We start from the raw sequence: 18,510 nt of genomic DNA, 5'->3' as shown, positions 1-18,510 counted from the left end.
GCTGACAGATAAATGCTCTTCTTCTTCTATCATGATTTTCACAATCAACATATTTAGTCTTTTCCCTTTCTGCTAAATCGTTATCAATTACTTCTTAGTACAAGGTGAATTTTTAAATGATCAATAACGGGTCTATATACGCCAATACCACCAATTAAGTTACAGCAAATAGACGATAATTCCCATCCAATTTCTTCGTACGAAGTAAATTCTCCATTAATTAAATTCTCATACTCATTTGCAATTCCAAAACCTTTAATTTTTTCAATATCAACGGCTACATTTTTTGATGTATTTTCATTGTCCCAAGACCATTTCCAAGTTTTTAATTCTGTTGAATAAGTTCCAACTTGATAATATCTAAAATTAATAATTTTATCAGCTTTAGAAAGAGTTATAATACCACTCGGCTGGTCATAATCCCATCTTGTATAAGAATTAATATCATAAGACATATTTAAATTATCTTGCAATTTTTCTAACTCGCCAAAACAATTTGTTGAAAAATCTTTGTAGTCCATATTATAATAGTAGTGTGTAGCTTTTTACTTAAGTCTGCCGTACCGTAAGGCCAGAGACGCACCTAAGTCCGCAATTTTATTTAAGTATTTAGCTCGTTTAGCATTTTTAGAAAGTTTTCTGGAGGAAAAAATTGCAATTTCTCATCTTGAATTTTATATGGAATTTCAGTAAAAATTTCGTCCTTATACCAAAAAACTTTATTACTAAGAGAACCAGGCCCCTCGATGTTCATATTATGAATTGCCGGAAAAATTCCATTCATAGCTTTTACGATTTCTAAATTCTCAATTGGATATATTATAGCCGAATGTCTATGAGGAATTCCAATTAATAAACCATTACTGCCACTAAGCTTTTTGAGGTTTTCTATATCAAATAGTATGTTTGGTGTAAAAAAATGATCAGAATTTACAAACCAAATGTCGAATGTATTAAAATCTTCTTTTGTTATTGTAAGTGGATATTTTTCTCTAATATTTTGTATTCCAATTTCGAAAAGTTCGTCTATAGATTTTCCCCAGTTTTTTATTTGCTCCGGCTTTATACTTGAAATACTATGAGGGAAATCAAATACAATCATAGAATAAATATCTCCCTCAAATTCTTTTCCTATTGTAAACTCTTTTCCAGTATAATCAACATATTCTTCGTTATATAATCTTACTCCAATATATTTTTTAACTTCATCAAAGTTGTCTACTTTTTTTTCAAATTCTATTTCAAATTTATTTGCTTCTATCAGTGAATTAAAGTGATCCTTTATTATCACTTTATAATTTTTAGGTTGATCTTGTTTGCAGATTTGAGCAACATTGCTTAATCCTAAATTACTTAATCTAAATTCGTTTTGATTTGTTGTTATAATTCCATCAGAAATTTCAAATTGGATGTTTAGCTTACCGAAATAATTTTCAATTTCGTATATGAATATTGAATATTCTGAATTTTCAAAAAAACTAGCCCAGTTTGGTATATCTGGTTTGGTATTTCTTCTATTAAAAAATGAAAACATATATTTTTTTATTAATGGTTATGGATATGATTAAATTTTCTTCTAATTATACTTTTACTGCTTTGACCATTGTTGCCCTCCATTATTCAATACTGCATTATTTAATTCTATCCACTTAATTGCAGATTCTGAACAGTAACAATCTTTAGAATACTTCTTTAAAAAAACCTTTTTAAATTTTTTAAAGACTTCATCAAACCAGTTTATGAGATCATCAGGCTTAGAAACAAAATCACCATTCTCATCGTAGTATGCTTTTATATAATAAAAACGAGCGCTTTGTAATGAATTTTTATCATATGGATAAAATCCACCAATACTGAATTCAATCAATGGACTAGATGTGATATAATAATAAGAAATATTATTTTCAAATGTCTTAATCATAACTTTTTCAAAAAAATCATTCCTACTCAAAAAGACCTGCTTAGTATCTTCATTTAAATTAATTATTGAAGTACTTACATTTTCTTCTTTTCCGATATCACCATCAGCCAATACCATTGCACCACATTCTTTAAGAAAACTATTTACTGAATTATAGTCTTCCGGTGTAATAAAAAAGTTTAACTGTTTTGAACTACTCATTATTTAAAATTTAAAAAAATATGTTCCAAAAACGTTATTGCTTATTGAGAAGCCTGTAATTATATTACTTTGATTTTATTATCGAAAACTTCAAAATAGCTTAAATTTCCTATCTTCTAATTACACGACAAGCTGATAAAATTTAAAATCATAACCATTTTTATTAAGAATCTCTTTCACAACTTCTAAAAACTCTTCAGCTATTCTGTTAGGCAGGTATTTAAAAACAATTTGTATAATGATTTTTTTATCTAGTGCACTAGGATAACTTTCGTATATCTGGCCACTTTCAAGGAAATCCATATAGCTATTTATTTTCTCTTGTAGGATCAATAAATGTTCATTATTATGCCATTCCAAATGATCCGAAATAGTTAACACAACCACATCTTCTTTATTAGTGCTAATTGCATCGATTTTGTTTTTATCTTCAACAGACATATCTTTCTTTATCTTTAACTAAAATCCGAACATATAGCATTAAAATTAAAGGATGAGCAATATTGCTCATCCTTTAATTTTAACTTGTAATTATCGTTTGAAACACATTATAAATGTAAAATCTCGTGTTTTCAAAGAATACAATTTTAATTAAACAAAACTAAGTTTCGTAGAATTTTCATATTTGATTTCCAAGCCAGTTATACCTTCATTTATTAATCCATTAATTAATTTTTCCGAATAAAATGGGTTGGCTAAAGGTTGAATACAAATGATATCTTTTCCAAAAAATTCTTTTGAAATAGAAATTTTATCAAATTTACCCAATGGATTTTTTTGTTTGAATTCAATATATTCAAATTCATTTTCGACCTTGTAATATTTTAGATTATCCATCATTGCATGACCTGTCACTAATGTTGATTCTTTATAATCAATTTCATCAAGACAAATTGTTTTATTAAATAACAAATAGTATCTTTCTAAAACATCTTGTATTTCTATTTTAAAAGTACCATAATTATCTATATTATATTCTTTAAGAATACTAACATATTTATAACTAAATGCTTCATTTAAATAGCTAATAATAGGCGCATACCCCATAATGTCTGTCACTGTTGCTTTTTTTAACATTTCTCCTTTAATTACAGGAATTTTAAAGTTTTTTATACGTTCTTGATCACTCCAAAAATCCTTATTACTGTAATCAAAAAAATCTAAAAAAGATTGAGATTCAATATCCTTAGTTAGGTTATTATAATCAATTTCGAATTGGTAAACCCCATTCTTAACTCCAATAACCTTAGGTTCAGAAGAGTGGCTTATTTGATAATATTTCATATTCTCTATTTATTTAACTGTCTAAAATATTCATTCAAATTTTTTCCTGTTTTATCATATTCTTTTGCTGCATTACTTATTATTGATCTTAAATCATTTTGTAAAACTTCGATTGATGCCTTACTTAGTGAACCAGCATTTTTAAGTTCCGTAAGCACATTTTTAACATATGCACTATATTGTGGGTGATTACCATGAAAAGGTGTCGTTAAATTAATTAAGTTTTTCTTACTGCCTAATTTCATTAAAGCTTTTAAATCTCTTTTAAGTGCTTTAAAAACAGCTTTAGGCACTAAATGATGTGAGTTATTGATTCCTATATTTGTTGAATTAACTCCCTTACCTCTCATTATGAAAAGTAATGCCAGTAAATCTGAATCACCTTCAGTTGTTTGAGATAGCATATCCCAAAATCCTAAAATATCGAAAGCCCCACCTATTGGAGTTGCTGCGCCATTAGCTATCCTAGAAACTTCCCCAACTCCAGTTAAAAAATTAATATTAATTTGTTGTCCAGGATAATATGTAGCTCCTGCCTTCTCATGTCCTATTATAGGCAATCCTGTTCTAGAACTTCCCACTTTCCAATTATCATCAGCTAAATAAATATTTGTATCTCCATCATTTTTATAATCTAGTACTTTTCCTCTACTATTTACAACAGTTGATGCCAAATAGTTAGTATTAGGATTTTCTGGAGCTAAACCACTCGGATCTGAGAAAAATACAGGATTATTATTTGAGAAATCATAGGGCGAAAAATTAAAAAAACTTTCTGCAAGTTCATCTATACTTCCCCAACGCCCAATATCCGGCATATAATTTCGAGCTTCCATGTCATACCAATTCAGCTGAAAGCCCCCGATACTCTCGTCTTGCAGTTCTTTTCCGTTGTACTTATAATTATATCCTACCTGCTTATTATCCGTATTATATCTTTCATGTTTTAAACCAAAAGGATAATAATTATTCTCTTCGACAATTTCAAGAACGTTTGTTATTGGGTTCTTAGCAGGTCGTCTCTTTTTCTATTCAATAATTAAAATTTATCTTCTTTTTCAGTCAGTTAAGTGATTAAATTATAAAAACACCTAATCTGTAACACTACCAAGGATTTTTCAGTGCGGGACAGGGGATTTATTTTAAATTCATTTTAAATTCATTTTAAATTCATTTGGAATTGGCATAGTATTGTTGCCATATATTCTTTTGTATGTATAATCATACTTTAGATTTCCTTTAAGCAATACACTTGTTAACTGAAGATCTGATGTATGAAACCAAATATTATCTTTTTTATCAATATATAAAACCCATCTACTATTATTGCTGAAACTTTTATTGATATCTTGTTGATAGATTATATTATTTCTTAGATCTGCAATGCCGTAAATCAAGCTTCCATCTTTAAATTCTTTAACAATAATTTTTATTGATTTGTGATAATAATTTCCAGGCTGAGATATAAATTCATTATCCTTTATAAATTGATTATTATCATTCTTACAGCATGAGCATATAAAAACTAATACCATTAAAAGTGCTTTTTTCATTTTCTATATTTTATAAGATTATTTTCCTGTAACTATTGTTCCATTAATATTACCATTTTTTATATCTGCACCTGATACCGTTATTGTTTGTTTCCATTTTATAGCTACGTTATAATCGACTGGAGAGTACATCTTATTTAAAGCATCATTAAGTGCTGAATCCAAAGGATAATTATGATTAGGGTCAATTGTATCAAACCATTTTAAATTAAAATTAAATGTATAGGTATCAGTCTTTTTATCATATTTCCCAACAACTCCGTAACTAAAAAAATTTGTACCATGTAGCATTTGATAACCCGTAAAATAACCATCTTCTATGTCAACATGATAATTTCCTGACTCGGCAGATGTTTTTTTCTTTTTATCAATAGACATTCCACTTGCAATTTCAAAAGCATTTCTTATTATTTCATCATTTAGTATATCATTTTCCTTCATATAATCTTGCCATGCATCATTATCTAAAACCAGATCTCTACCAGATCCTGACAACCAATGACTTAACAATTCTTGTCCACGAGCATCAAAAAGAACGCTACCGCTACCTGCTCTGCTACGATTTCTATCTCTTTGTCTTGCTCCTCTTCTTCCTGGATCTGATCCACTTGATTTTTTGCTACCATCTGCATTTAATCCCTGTTGTCCCATTGCTGTTTCAAAAGACACTTCCTCGTCACCGTCCATATATTTACCTGCATTTGCACCTGTAAATACATATTGGGCATCCGCACCACTTGGGTCAGAAAAAATCACAGGATTATTATCAAATGCAACGTACGGAGATACACTTAGGTGTACTATTGGATCTTGAACAACCCATCTTCCAATTGCAGGATCATATTGGCGCATATCCATTGCGTACATCCCAAGCCCCATCTCATCCTGCAGCTCTTTTCCGTTGTACTTATAATTATATCCTACGTGCTTATTATCCGTATTATATCTTTCATGTTTTAAACCAAAAGGATAATAATTATTCTCTTCGACAATTTCAAGAACGTTTGTTATTGGGTTCTTAGCATAACTCACACGTACATTTCCTAAATGATCTTTGTACTGAAATACATATTTTTGATTTATATTATCAAAATACCCTTCTGCCGTTGGAAAAAATTGTAACCCGGAGCCAGATGTTGTATTTGCTGACAAAACCTGCGGAGTTATTACACCACTGCGACTGACTTCAACCGGCGGATTAGGAACTGGATCATAACCATCTACAGGTGGATCTGTATTTCCCGGATCATCCGGTACATAACCTCCATTGTCGCCAAACTTATACTGAAACCCTCCCAGATAATCCGTAGTGATTACAGTTCCATTTTCTGTTACAATTTTCTCTAGTTTCTGCCCTGCTGCGTTGTAATATAATTATAAAAATTTGTAATTATTTTTCGCAAGCATTTACCTGTTGACTACAAAACTTTTAAAACGTATTTCAAGGATAAACTTACTATTTAATTACTCAAATCCAAAAATAAATCTTCAAAACAGCAGTAAAAATCACTAAACTTTTGCTGAAGCAGATTGTCCTGCGGTTGAGTCATTTCAGATGAGTTCTAAGTGTCAGATTCTTCCTTTCAATGTGGTTTGTTCCGAAACGTTTTACCGAATGCAGTTTCTCGTCAATCAAATATCTGTAGTTTTTTAATCTGTCCGTAAATATTTTTTTAGCGTCAGATAATTTTAAAGTTTCCAGAACACCGTTAAGCGTTTTATTAGTTCGTTTCCCAACGTTAAAGCTTACGACAGTTTTAGAATTCTTTTCCAATGCATAAACCAGCCAAATATAATTTTTCTTGTATCTGATATAAGTACAAAGCTCATCGACTTCATAAGTTTTACCTCTGCTGATAATTGGTTTGGTAATATTTCGGGCGATAAAAACGATTCTTTTTAATAATGTTGTCGTTGATATTTTCAATATTCTTGCCGTACTTCTTATTCCCAAACCTTCTTTTGTGAATAGAATTATCTCCTGATTAATGCTTCTTTTACACGCATTATACGTATAATCAGACTGCTGTCTCTTTTGACAAACACAACATTTATAACGTTGATTTCCGTTAGATTGAAATCCATTTTTTATGCATTTACCATTACAAAAATTACATTTTATTTTCATGACCTAATTTGAAACACTAAGGTAAGACAAAAGCATTTTAAGGCTTATTTAAAGACAAAAAAAGAAAGAGACAATCAGCATTAGTCTCTTTTTCTATTCAATAATTAAAATTTATCTTCTTTTTCAGTCAGTTAAGTGATTAAATTATAAAAACACCTAATCTGTAACACTACCGCATATGTATAAGGAGACCATCGTCTTGAAACTTCTGCCAGCGGGTATAAGGATTAAATCTACGTGATTTCTCAGCGAGCGGGGTGCGAAGTCAGGAGACATTCGCACAGCACCTTATAAGAACTCTTCGGAGAGCGGGGTTATCTTTGCTCCACACGAAAGGATTCGTGCGGGAAGGGTGAGTAAATTTATAATAACTAACTAAAACTTACTTTTAACCTTTTTAAAACTAAGGTATAGAACTGAAATAAATACGATTAAAAATGGTATTGAAGACAGCAAGTAAAGTTTAATTTCAATATAAGGCCTGTAGGTAATCCCCCAAAATAACCATAAAGCAATTATCAAAATCAATGAAAAAATTAGTAATTTATACTTTTTAATTATTGCGGAAACGAATAGACTAGTTGCTACAAAAATAAATTCAACAATTAAAAAAGTAAAATTCATTTTCCAATTAGTTAATCCAAAATCCCAGCCCTTATCTAAAGCATTGTATGTAATAGCAACTAGACTGCCAAAGATTGATACTGACGGTGTACCGTTATAACTAATCTGTATACATAAAAAACAAAAAATAAGTATTACAACACCCAATAAAATATTCAATTTTTGCATAATTATATTATTTAATAAGAGCCTCCACTTGCAGGTTTTAGATCTCCGTTATTTAAAACTTTAGCTTTTTCAAAGTTTATATTGTTTATTAAATTAACTGGGTTAACCCCTTTCCCCATATGATTTAATATTGGTGCTAAATAAGGAGTTAAAGTATTATCCATGTTTGTATGATTAGTACCGTTTCCTAATGTTATATTTGTCGATGAACCAGTTGTTGTTCTTCCACCTCCACCTGTCATTGATGAATCTGAAGAATTAAAATTAACAACATTCGCAACATTAGAACCTAAAGAGGTACTATAAGCAGATCCTTTACCATCAGCTGAGGCTGCTTCCATAGTTATTATTAAATCAATTGATTTATTTTTTATTACATCGCCTTTTGTTCACAATATTTGCTGCATCTAAAACATCTTTACCACCTAAACTGTGGCCTATTAAAGCAACCATACCATCTGGATTGTTTTGTCTATAATTACCAATAGTTTCCGCAATATGACCAGCAGTGATACCACTGTCAGAGCCAGCATAATTAATAATAGTAGCATTTCCTACACCAAATCCTCTTTGTCCTACCATTGATAAACCATCATCTCCTTTATTATAACCTTCTGGCAGGTTATTAACCAATGTATTATTACCTTTAATTTCATCACCATACATTCCGCCTGCTCTTCCATTAGCGGTTATAACAAGCATATTTGAATTTTTAATTTTACCTGCATCTACTGGTTCTAACCCTTCTAACTCTCTTGAATCAATTACTCTATTTCCACTAAAAACATATGGACTCCAATCCATATACTTTTCTGTTAATGGATCAACATTCATAAATCTACCAATAGCGTAATCGTAGTTTCTATACTTAAAACTATCCCAAGCCAGTGATAGATCATCCTGACGCTCCTGACCTTGGAACTTATACTTCTAAGGTTCTGCAAACCTTTTCTATAGTAACCAATTCCGCTTAAAAATCCCAAAAGAATAATAATTCAAAGAGCAAAATTCTGTTAACGAAAATAGCTTTTGTTCACGGAATATCCTAAGATTAAATATTTGAATCTCTTAATTATTTAGACATCTGTGTTTTATTTAATCTCATTATTGGTTAATATTTCTTTTCCGTAACCACAGTTTACACAATAGCGAGCCAATGGTGTTCGGTATGGTTTTGAACAGACCGGACAATCTTTTCCGTATTGATTTATTTGATGATGAAAAATTGCATTTGGATTAGTTTCAATTTCCCCAGTTATCAATTTATACATTTCTAAAAAGTATCTGAACTTTTCAAAAGTTTTTATTTCATTTATCCATATATGTTTTTTGACATTTCTCCTTTTCAATTCTTGCTCAACAATAATTTTACCCTTAAACATTGCTTCTCTGCATAAATTAAATTCTTCGTCAGTAAGCATATTGACATTCATCTTACAGCGCCAGCAATATTTACTTTCCATATTTATGTTTTTTTATTTTTGTTGTCGTTTGATGGCAACTATTTTTCCCAGACACATAATTGGTTAATCCTTGCAAATTACATTGCTTTATGCCATAAAATTTTACTTTCTGCGAATATAATAAATTACAAATAGTTCAAAAGGATAGTTGGTAAAGACTAATAATAAGAATTATGAACCAGTAGTTTCTTTAAATAGGTTCTAGTTATATGCATCTGCAAACTTCAATTTAAAATATTCACATTAAAGATATTTATTATATTCGCTAGAAAGTAAAGTCAAATTTGTGGATCAAATGTATTCACAGTTTTATTTCTAGATAATATATAAATAGTAATTCTAATCTAAATTTTAAAGCAACCCCAATGAACATAGAAGAATTTAAAAACAAACTTGAGATAAATGGACTTGGGCAGTACTTTGACAGGTTAAAACCTCTTTTGAGAAACACGATCAGACTTTATCAAAAGAAAACTGATGAAACTGCTATCAAAGTAGGAGAAACAAAAATTGGTGGTAGACCAGACTTGCCGAAAGAAATATCTTGGGCAACAGAGACAAACATAATAGAAACAATAGAGAAAAAATTTCTCATTTTTAATAGTAAAAAGGAATTGAAAACTACAAAACCACTTTCTTTTATTGCACAGATAAATCTTTCTGAAACTTCAACATTTGATAAAGAAGATTTACTACCAAAGACGGGGCTTTTATATTTTTTCTATTCAGCTGAACAAGAAGTTTGGGGTTTTGACCATAAAGACAAAAATAAATTTAAAGTTATCTATTGGAATGGCGACTCTTCAGAACTTAAACGAATTGATTTTCCAAATAATTTACCACATTATTCTTGCTACAAATCTTGTTCAGTGGAAATGAAATCAGAAGTTAGCATACCATCATATGGACAGGAAGTTTATGAAGATTTTGAAGATGGAGAGGACGATATGTTTTGGGAAGAGGTTTACAATGATGGAAACTTAAATAAACTTTTGGGATATTCAGACAACATTCAAGATGAAATGGAATTAGAATGTGAACTTGTAACAAATGGTCTTTATTGTGGAGATCCATCGGGATATAATGACCCAAGAGCAAAAGCCCTTGAAGCCAATGCCAAAAATTGGCTACTTCTTTTACAAATAGACAGTAACGAAGAAAGCGAAATGATGTGGGGTGACTGTGGACGACTTTATTTTTGGATTAAGAAAGACGATTTATTAAAGCTAAATTTTGACAAATCTTGGATAAGCTTGCAATGCAGTTAGACCAAAAAAAAGAAACTACCCCTTAAGTAATTAAACTTTACTCAATAAAAAAAAACAATTAGTGGGGCTACTTGCCTATTCTATAATAAATTATGTACCGAATATTATAAAAGATTTGGTATTCTTCAAATTAGTAAATTATGATTAAACTTAAAAAAGCGATTATTGTTGGAATTGCAATATTTTGCAACTGTTGCAATAAAAAAAATGAAGTTGTAAATCCCCACATAGAGCACACCATTACCAAGCAGAAACATTTAGTTTTAGACTATCATGAAAATTACTTTAAAAAGTTGCGAAAGGAAATGGATAGAATAGAAATTTCTCTTTACAAAATCAAAAACACTGATTTACAAGACACTGCAAAACTGGTTAGGTTAGATAGAATACTTGATTTAAGTAAAATAAAACAATTTGATTTATTGTTTGAATCAACAAGAAATTTAGGATATTGTTGCTGTCCGAAAACTCACTATATAATCGATTTATTTAAGCAGAAAAAAAGACTAAAAAGGTTTAATGTTGATACTTTAAGAATAAAAAATAAAGCCTTTATTTATGATACAAGTTATCAAACATCATATACAATTTCTCTATCTGTTTGGAATAATTTCATCACTGATTCCATAGCTAAAGCTAATAATGATTGACATTGAGTTTTTAAAATAAAAATTTTTACAACAATATTATCATGAGTAAACCAAAATTTATAATTCTGATATTAACTTTTATTCTTTTCAGTTGCGAGAAGAAAATCACTGATGAACAATTTGAACAAAACGTTTTGGATGAAATATTCTTAAATGTTATTGATTCAACTTATAAGGACAAAAGACTTTATACGTGTTTTCCAGAACAAGGTAAAGATCTCTATAACGAAAAAGGAAAATGGATTGGACAAGACACAACTGGACAATATCAAAGAGATCTAGATTGCGATTTTAAAAGAGAAGCTTTAAAAAAAGACACTCTTAATCTTATAATTGCTGTAGGTAACGATGGTTTAATAAATGATAAAACACAAGTACAAAAATATAACAGTCAAAAATTCATCTTTAAACATTTGTCTGAACTTCCAAAAGTGATAGATTATGAAAATTGGGAACTAAAATACAGCAAGTTTGCAGGAGCAATGTTTCTTTCAAATATTAAATTTGATAATATAAAAGAAACTGGAACTTTATCTGTAAGTTATTCCTGCGGTGGGAAATGTGGCATCAGCTATACTGTTTATATCAAAAAAATAAAAAACAAATGGATTGTCAAAAAGGTTGAACAAACAGGGATTTCATAGGACATTTTCTTTATATATAAATCTTATACAGAATTTAAATCCAAAAAAAACTGAAATAACAACTTTAAAAATATCGAAAAGTTATTACTGACTACAGAAATAAATGACAAAATTATTGAAAAAAGTAAGTAATCTGCAAGTAAAAATATGAAACAGATAAAAGCACTCTACAAGTATATCTTATCTTTCCGAAAAGATGATTGGGAATTTGAAGATTATCCTTTGGAAACTTGGAAAAATCCAAATTCAGAACTACATGAACTAAAATATGGAGCTAGTTTTACGAATTGGTATCTTTTTGTATCTCATGGAGAATCTGAAGAACTTGCAATAGTTAATCTAAAAAAACAACTACAAGATAACAAAGCAAATAATATCAAAATTCCAAGGCCTGGAAAAAAAACACAAATTCAATTTAGTGATACAACTGAAATAGATAAATATGAATCCATTGCATCTGATTTTTTTGATAAAATAATTGGAATAAGTTATTATAATTGCTTTATTTCAGATTATAGTAGTATACTCGAATTTGATTTGGAAAAGGAAGAAGTTATTACTAAAATTAAAATCGAATACAGTATTGAACCAAATGAAAATTTAATTTTTGCTGAAATATTTAAACAAATTAATGAAATCAATGCCTAACTAAAATTTGGCAATAACGATGACAACACAATCAAAAAAGAACATATCAAAAGAAAAAGCAACGAACTTATTGAAAGATGGACTTCCTATTAAGGATTTATATGTTAAGGGAGCATTAGAAATTGAAACTAATGAAACTTGGAACAAGGATGTAGTATTTGAAAATTGTATCGTAGAATATTTTTCAGGAAGTGTCACTCAGTTTGACAAACCCGTCATGCTAATTAACTGCCATTTCAAAAATTGCCAATTCATTTTTACATACTTTTCAGGTGGTCTGGTAATTGACAATTGTACTTTTGATAACTATTTGGACTTTCAAGCAGGCGGCCACAATAAGAGAGGAAACCCAGTAATTCTATCCAATAACGATTTCAGAGGTTTTGTAAATTTCTTCGACTGTTGGTATGAGAACGAAGTTACAATTATCAATAATAAATTTCACAAAGAAACAAACTTACTAGGAAAACCTTTCAATATTCCTGTCACATTTGATATTCAACCATTTATCAAAGATAATTTTGGAAAACTGGATCTAGATAACGAAGGAGAAAAAACAGTAAAAGAATAATAAAAAACATACCAATTAATTTAGCAATTATCTGATTTAAAAATTGTTCTATATTAGCAGTCATAAAAAAAAATAATGCTTAAATCTTACGAAGTAAAATAAATAAAGTGAGTTTATGATGTGTAAGTGCAAATTCTGGCAAAAGTGAGCATCCCATTCCGGTAAAAGAGATCAGTTGATTCCGGTTTAAAGTGACCACCCTATTCTTGTGAAAGAGATCATTTGATTCCGGTTCAAAGTGACCACCTCAAAAAGTAGTGTTTGTAAAGAATATCTTACTTGTTTTTAAAACAAAAGATATGGCAAATAAACGACTGGATATGAGAAACATTTTGCAATTATTACGTTTATATACTCAAGGAGTAAGTAAGCTCCAAATAAGCAGACAATTAGGCTTATCACGCAATACTGTAAAGAAATATATTGAATCATTTCATCAAAATTCTTTTACCTATCAAGAGTTATCAGGTCTTAGTAATGAAGATCTGGAAGAACTCTTTGATGGACAGATAAAAGCTGTTCCAGAAAAAAACATAGTTTTAGAATCCTTATTTCCCACGATAGAAAAAGAATTAAAGCGAGTTGGTGTTACCCGACAATTGCTCTGGGAAGAGTATAGGGAAAATCATCCTAATGGCTACAGTTATTCCCAGTTTTGCTACCATTATCAAAATTGGCGAGGCAAACTCAAACCCTCTATGCATATGCATCATAAGGCAGGGGATAAAGTTTTTGTAGACTATACAGGAAAGAAATTATCCGTTATTGACCAGTCTACAGGAGAAGTGTGTGAAGTAGAAGTTTTTGTAAGTGTACTGGGAGCAAGCGGACTTACTTTTGTAGAAGCTACCAGGACTCAAAACAAAGAAGACTTTATGGGAAGTTTGGTAAAAATGCTAGACTACTATCAGGGTGTTCCAAGTGCTATTGTAACGGATAATTTAAGAACAGCCGTTAAAAAGAGTGATAAATATGAGCCCTTAGTAACGGAATATTTATTAGACTTTGCATCTCATTACGCAACTACAATACTTCCCACAAGAGCTTATCACCCAAAAGATAAGGCTCTGGTTGAAAATGCAGTAAGAATAATTTATACCAGAATTTTTGCCCCTTTACGCAAAGAAGAATTTTTTACTATAGAAGCCCTTAATGATGCTATTTTACCACTTTTAGAAAAGCATAATACAATGTCTTTTAAAGGCAGAAAATACTCAAGATTAGATTTGTTTAATGAGATAGAAAAAGAAGCACTATCATTTTTACCTGTTAATCCCTATCAGCTCAAAGGTTTTGCTAAAGCAACCGTTCATAAATCCAGCCATGTTTATCTCAATAAAGACAAACACTATTATAGCGTGCCTTTTATTTATATGGGCAAGAAAGTATTGATTATTTACAGTAAGACTACCGTTGAGATTTATCATGGGCAGCGCATAATAGCCAGTCATCAGAGGGACTACTCCAAATATCTTTATACAACAAATAACGAACACATGCCCACATCACATCAGTTTGTGGCCGAGTGGAATCCTGAGAGGTTTATCCAATGGGGAGCTTCTGTTGGAGAATTTTGCAAATCATTTATTATACAAATATTAGATAAAAAACAGCATCCCGAGCAATCTTATAAATCCTGTACCGGCGTGTTAAGTTTAGCCAATAAAGTAGGCAATGACAGATTAAACAATGCTTGTAAGAGAGCGATGGATTATGAAAAAATAAATTACCCAATCATCAAATCTATCCTGGAGAAAGGATTAGAGTTCATTGATGAAGATCCTGCTATTGAAGATAAAGAAATACCAAAACATAATAATATTAGAGGCAAGGAATATTACAAATAACAACCATTAATGAAATAACTATATGAATGATCAAACATTAGAAAAAATGAAACAGTTAAGGCTCTACGGAATGTCCAGAGCCTTTAATACTACTTTAGAGGCAAGTAGTATCGATTACACAAATGATGAACTTATTGCTTATTTAATTAACTCTGAATATGATGACAGAGAAAATCGAAAAGTAGAAAGATTGATCAATACTGCCAAGTTCAGGTATAAAGCTTTTATCGAAGAAATCGATTTTGACAGTTCCAGAGGAGTAGATAAAAACTTAATAAACAGACTTGAGTTTTGTGATTTTATAAAAAACAAACAAAACATCCTGGTCTGTGGAAGTACGGGTGTTGGTAAAAGCTTTATAGCTACAGCAATTGGTTATAAAGCCTGTATGATGGGCTACAAAGTAATGTATTTTAATATCAATAAACTTTTCTCTAAACTTAAAATGGCTAAAGCTGACGGCTCTTACATAAAAGAAATTAATAAAATAGAAAAGCAGGACCTCATTATACTAGATGATTTTGGGCTGCAATCATTAGATAACTTTAAAAGGCAGGATCTTATGGAGATAATTGAGGACAGGCATGGAAAAAAATCAACTATTATTGCTTCGCAGCTCCCAGTTGAATCCTGGCATGAAGTTATTGCAGAACAAACCATTGCAGATGCAATTTTAGACAGAATCGTTCACAATGCCCTTCGGATAGAATTAAAGGGAGAATCAATGAGAAAAAAGAAAATAGAAAAACAACCAATAGAGTAAAATAATTTTATACTTTTAAACTACTTTTTAGACACCTTTTTGAGTTCATTTATACTGCTCACTTTTATCCAGAATTAGGTGCTCACTTTATCCAGAATATCCACCTGTAGAAAAGATTTAGCTAAACACGCAACAATATTTTACGATTCTAAATTTGGAAAAAATATTCTTAAAGTTTCTGTAATAGTTGGGTTCATTTTCTTTCTTTTTATTCATCTTTTCATCTTCACAATGATATTATTAAAACATAAACTTTCAATAAATGGATTCTATATGAGTTCATCAACTTTCATTATTTCAATTAGTATTACGGCAGGATACTTTTATTTTACTTTTAAGAACTTATTTTTCCCTAAAAATAACAACAAGCAAAAACCGTTTTCGATTGTCTAAAAATCAAAAAAAACTCGAACTTTCAGTGAGTTTTCTATTTATTCACATAAAAAGGTAAGGCATCTTTTTTGCAAGAATATCAAGAACATTTGTTTTCAGTTGGACTATAAGTTTGACATACTTCCAAAAAAAACGTAGCTCTCATTGGAGTTTTTACATATTCTAAAACATAAAAAAACCTCGCCAAATGGCGAGGTTTTACTTTTTAATTCTATTTTATTGTTGATTAGGATACTTAGGATATTAAATGACCCTATAAGTTCCACTTCCATCAAAATCATTTTCTGAATTTACATCTGCTAAAATTAATCCAACATCTGTGGTGTCAAATTTTCTAACTAATTGTTTCCAATATTTTTCATCTATTAATTCATTTTCTGAATCTACTAAATCTTCATAATTGAAATCTTTTAAAAATTCTACTAATATATCTTCTGTAATAAAGACTATTAATCCTGTATCCGTCGAAAAAAAAGAGAAATCTTCTAAAACAACTTCATCATAGTCTACTTTTATAATTTGATTTATATAAAAAGTACTCTCATTTGGTTTATATAGTGCAAAAGGAGTATCTGTATAAGGAAAAACTTCGTTTCTAATATCCTTCGGCAAAATATTAGCTTTTAAGAATTCACTTTTTATCTCAGTTAAATAAAGAGCATCAATAACATAATATTGCTTATTAATACTCAATTCTAAAGGTTCATTATTATTAGGTAGGCTTTTCATTTTTCTACTACAATAATTTAAATCACTCGTACTTTTGAAAAATCAAGTCCTGTCAATTTCATTTTTTGTATTTCTTTTTTTAATTTCTCACTAACATACAGTCCCGATGTAATTCTCCATAAATATTGATATGCTGGTTTGCTAAAAATATTAAGATTTCTAACTTTTGAATATGAAAAAACTGGTCTTATTATATGGTCAGTACCTCTAACAAAACTTGTTTCTGTCATATCCAAAACATCCAATATTTTGTTGAATCTTAAAATATAATATATTCTTTCTTCATTTCCATAATTAACTTTACAATCAAGCCAGTCAACACCTTCATTTTCTGTAAGGTTTTCTTGCACTACCAATTTTAATTTTTGGGACATTAAAGGCCAAGCAAGGCTATTTGGTAGGTAATCCAGCCAAATTTCTTGTAATTCATCCAAATTATCATCTATGATTATATCATCTTTTGTTTCTCTAATTCGTTTTAAATTAAAGTTAAACGGCAGTGATTCTTTTCCTTCTAATTCAGGGATTAGCTCATGTGCAATCTGATGTTCGATTTCATAAATTGCACTTGCTGTTTGTGTTGAATTCTTCCAACTTAAAAAAAAATACTTACTCATTATTCCCAGCCTGATTTTCTTAATAAATTTGGATTCTCAATAACGGGTTGTTTGACATATTGGTCAAACAATTTTAAGAATTTTGCTTTGTCATTTCCTGCCTCCATACTAGCTTTTTGCATGCTTTCAAGAACAAAATCATGATATGCATTCGGGTGCCGTCCCAAATGTGGTAACGCACCTTTGTTCCAAGAACCACTCAATTTTAAATTATATTGCTCTATTATCTTTGCCATTTGTTTTGAATATTTTGAATGTTTATTTGTTGCAAAATGATGAATCTGGGTAGGTAAATTTTCTAATAATCTAACGGCAAGTTTTGGTTTTACCTTTCCTTTCGTCACAACTGCAAATGCAAGTGCTGTTTCTGGAGAATCATCACCTAGTTCCGAAAACAACTCTGTAAAAAAAGCTTCCCAAGCTCCAGTTATATCATAAGCACCACCAATAGCATAAGTTACACCTAATGCTCTTTTAGGCTGACTTGTTGTACCATAACCAGATAAATCAAACATAATCCTATCGCCTACGTTATAAGTTTCACCTGGTTTTTCAAAACCTAATAATGACAAACCCTGAGTCGATCCACCCACTTGCCAGCCAAAATCAGCTAAATAAATACCTGGGTCGCCATCGTCTCGATGTTCTATTACTCTTCCATTTCTTACAATAGTTGAAGCAATTGCTTCTTTTGGTCCATCTGGAGAAAGACCACTAGAGTCAGAAAAATATACTGGATTATTATTTGAAAAATTATATGGAGATAAAACAAAGAAACTTTCAGCCAGTTTATCCATATTACCCCAACGACCAATGTCAGGCATATAATTTCGAGCTTCCATGTCATACCAATTCAGCTGATTCCCGCCAATACTCTCATCTTGGAGCTCTTTCCCGTTGTACTTATACTTATAAGGTTCTGCAAAGTTTCTATAATGTAGTAAGAACGTCCTTTTCTCTATATCCTAGCGATTCAAATGTAATATTTTTCATTTATAAAAAATAATCATTACGGTTTATTTCGGTTGAAATAAGCTG

The 18,510-nt window shown here is 30.2% G+C and carries 22 protein-coding genes and 1 pseudogene; 7 read left to right on the top strand and 16 right to left on the bottom strand.

Annotation, left to right across the window (positions count from 1 at the left end):
• Positions 1–83: 83 nt before the first annotated feature.
• From ACQY44_RS23595 to ACQY44_RS23535, 13 genes and pseudogenes are all read right to left on the bottom strand, one after another.
• Positions 84–521 carry a DUF6882 domain-containing protein gene (locus ACQY44_RS23595; RefSeq protein ID WP_428232724.1) on the bottom strand — a complete coding sequence of 146 codons (438 nt, stop codon included), beginning with the start codon at positions 519–521 and terminating at the stop codon, positions 84–86.
• Between the two features lie 80 nt (positions 522–601).
• On the bottom strand, positions 602–1,534 hold the full coding sequence (locus tag ACQY44_RS23590) for a hypothetical protein (protein ID WP_428232723.1): 933 nt from the start codon (positions 1,532–1,534) through the stop codon (positions 602–604).
• A 54-nt stretch (positions 1,535–1,588) separates the two neighbouring features.
• A complete protein-coding gene (locus tag ACQY44_RS23585) occupies positions 1,589–2,122 on the bottom strand; it encodes a hypothetical protein (protein ID WP_428232722.1) in 534 nt (177 codons plus the stop codon).
• Between the two features lie 120 nt (positions 2,123–2,242).
• Positions 2,243–2,563 (bottom strand): DUF6572 domain-containing protein, encoded by a 321-nt coding sequence (locus ACQY44_RS23580; protein ID WP_428232721.1) that lies wholly within the window; start codon positions 2,561–2,563, stop codon positions 2,243–2,245.
• Positions 2,564–2,713: 150 nt separating this feature from the next.
• Positions 2,714–3,406 carry a hypothetical protein gene (locus tag ACQY44_RS23575; RefSeq protein WP_428232720.1) on the bottom strand — a complete coding sequence of 231 codons (693 nt, stop codon included), beginning with the start codon at positions 3,404–3,406 and terminating at the stop codon, positions 2,714–2,716.
• Between the two features lie 5 nt (positions 3,407–3,411).
• Positions 3,412–4,389, bottom strand: coding sequence for an RHS repeat domain-containing protein (locus ACQY44_RS23570; RefSeq protein ID WP_428232816.1), 978 nt, complete (start codon positions 4,387–4,389; stop codon positions 3,412–3,414).
• A gap of 165 nt (positions 4,390–4,554) precedes the next feature.
• Entirely contained in the window at positions 4,555–4,959 is a 405-nt protein-coding gene (locus ACQY44_RS23565; protein WP_428232719.1) for a hypothetical protein, read from the bottom strand.
• 18 nt (positions 4,960–4,977) lie between these two features.
• On the bottom strand, positions 4,978–6,111 hold the full coding sequence (locus ACQY44_RS23560; RefSeq protein WP_428232718.1) for an RHS repeat domain-containing protein: 1,134 nt from the start codon (positions 6,109–6,111) through the stop codon (positions 4,978–4,980).
• Positions 6,112–6,427: 316 nt separating this feature from the next.
• Positions 6,428–7,087, bottom strand: a pseudogene (locus tag ACQY44_RS23555) (IS1 family transposase).
• Positions 7,088–7,462: 375 nt separating this feature from the next.
• Positions 7,463–7,879 carry a hypothetical protein gene (locus ACQY44_RS23550; RefSeq protein ID WP_428232717.1) on the bottom strand — a complete coding sequence of 139 codons (417 nt, stop codon included), beginning with the start codon at positions 7,877–7,879 and terminating at the stop codon, positions 7,463–7,465.
• A gap of 11 nt (positions 7,880–7,890) precedes the next feature.
• Complete coding sequence (locus tag ACQY44_RS23545; RefSeq protein WP_428232716.1) at positions 7,891–8,220, bottom strand: hypothetical protein; 330 nt, start codon at positions 8,218–8,220, stop codon at positions 7,891–7,893.
• 22 nt (positions 8,221–8,242) lie between these two features.
• Entirely contained in the window at positions 8,243–8,767 is a 525-nt protein-coding gene (locus ACQY44_RS23540; protein ID WP_428232815.1) for a hypothetical protein, read from the bottom strand.
• A 203-nt stretch (positions 8,768–8,970) separates the two neighbouring features.
• Entirely contained in the window at positions 8,971–9,342 is a 372-nt protein-coding gene (locus ACQY44_RS23535) for a hypothetical protein (protein ID WP_428232715.1), read from the bottom strand.
• Positions 9,343–9,707: 365 nt separating this feature from the next.
• Between ACQY44_RS23535 and ACQY44_RS23530 the strand changes: the two genes are divergently transcribed.
• The 7 genes from ACQY44_RS23530 (at position 9,708) to istB (ending at position 15,733) form a co-directional block, all read left to right on the top strand.
• The gene (locus tag ACQY44_RS23530; protein WP_428232714.1) at positions 9,708–10,610 is read left to right on the top strand and encodes a YwqG family protein; all 903 of its coding nucleotides are present in this window, start codon (positions 9,708–9,710) and stop codon (positions 10,608–10,610) included.
• 140 nt (positions 10,611–10,750) lie between these two features.
• Complete coding sequence (locus ACQY44_RS23525) at positions 10,751–11,260, top strand: hypothetical protein (protein ID WP_428232713.1); 510 nt, start codon at positions 10,751–10,753, stop codon at positions 11,258–11,260.
• A 134-nt stretch (positions 11,261–11,394) separates the two neighbouring features.
• Positions 11,395–11,904, top strand: a complete 510-nt coding sequence (locus ACQY44_RS23520; protein WP_428232712.1) for a hypothetical protein — start codon at positions 11,395–11,397, stop codon at positions 11,902–11,904.
• 147 nt (positions 11,905–12,051) lie between these two features.
• A complete protein-coding gene (locus ACQY44_RS23515; RefSeq protein WP_428232711.1) occupies positions 12,052–12,552 on the top strand; it encodes a hypothetical protein in 501 nt (166 codons plus the stop codon).
• A 19-nt stretch (positions 12,553–12,571) separates the two neighbouring features.
• Positions 12,572–13,123 (top strand): hypothetical protein, encoded by a 552-nt coding sequence (locus ACQY44_RS23510; RefSeq protein ID WP_428232710.1) that lies wholly within the window; start codon positions 12,572–12,574, stop codon positions 13,121–13,123.
• A gap of 299 nt (positions 13,124–13,422) precedes the next feature.
• A complete protein-coding gene (gene istA, locus ACQY44_RS23505; RefSeq protein ID WP_428232709.1) occupies positions 13,423–14,970 on the top strand; it encodes an IS21 family transposase in 1,548 nt (515 codons plus the stop codon).
• Positions 14,971–14,992: 22 nt separating this feature from the next.
• Positions 14,993–15,733: an IS21-like element helper ATPase IstB gene (gene istB / locus ACQY44_RS23500; RefSeq protein ID WP_428232708.1), complete on the top strand. Its 741-nt coding sequence runs from the start codon at positions 14,993–14,995 to the stop codon at positions 15,731–15,733.
• A 636-nt stretch (positions 15,734–16,369) separates the two neighbouring features.
• On the opposite strand, the gene ACQY44_RS23495 is transcribed toward istB, so the two are convergent.
• From ACQY44_RS23495 to ACQY44_RS23485, 3 genes are read right to left on the bottom strand one after another with little or no spacing between them, the layout of a single operon-like run.
• Positions 16,370–16,855, bottom strand: a complete 486-nt coding sequence (locus ACQY44_RS23495; RefSeq protein WP_428232707.1) for a hypothetical protein — start codon at positions 16,853–16,855, stop codon at positions 16,370–16,372.
• A gap of 17 nt (positions 16,856–16,872) precedes the next feature.
• The gene (locus ACQY44_RS23490; protein WP_428232706.1) at positions 16,873–17,472 is read right to left on the bottom strand and encodes an imm11 family protein; all 600 of its coding nucleotides are present in this window, start codon (positions 17,470–17,472) and stop codon (positions 16,873–16,875) included.
• Positions 17,472–18,434, bottom strand: coding sequence for an AHH domain-containing protein (locus tag ACQY44_RS23485; protein WP_428232814.1), 963 nt, complete (start codon positions 18,432–18,434; stop codon positions 17,472–17,474). The genes ACQY44_RS23490 and ACQY44_RS23485 overlap by 1 nt, the downstream gene beginning before the upstream one ends.
• Positions 18,435–18,510 lie beyond the last annotated feature (76 nt).

Source organism: Flavobacterium sp. (assembly GCF_965277525.1).
GTDB lineage: Bacteria > Bacteroidota > Bacteroidia > Flavobacteriales > Flavobacteriaceae > Flavobacterium.
This window is presented reverse-complemented; position numbering and strand designations above follow the sequence as displayed.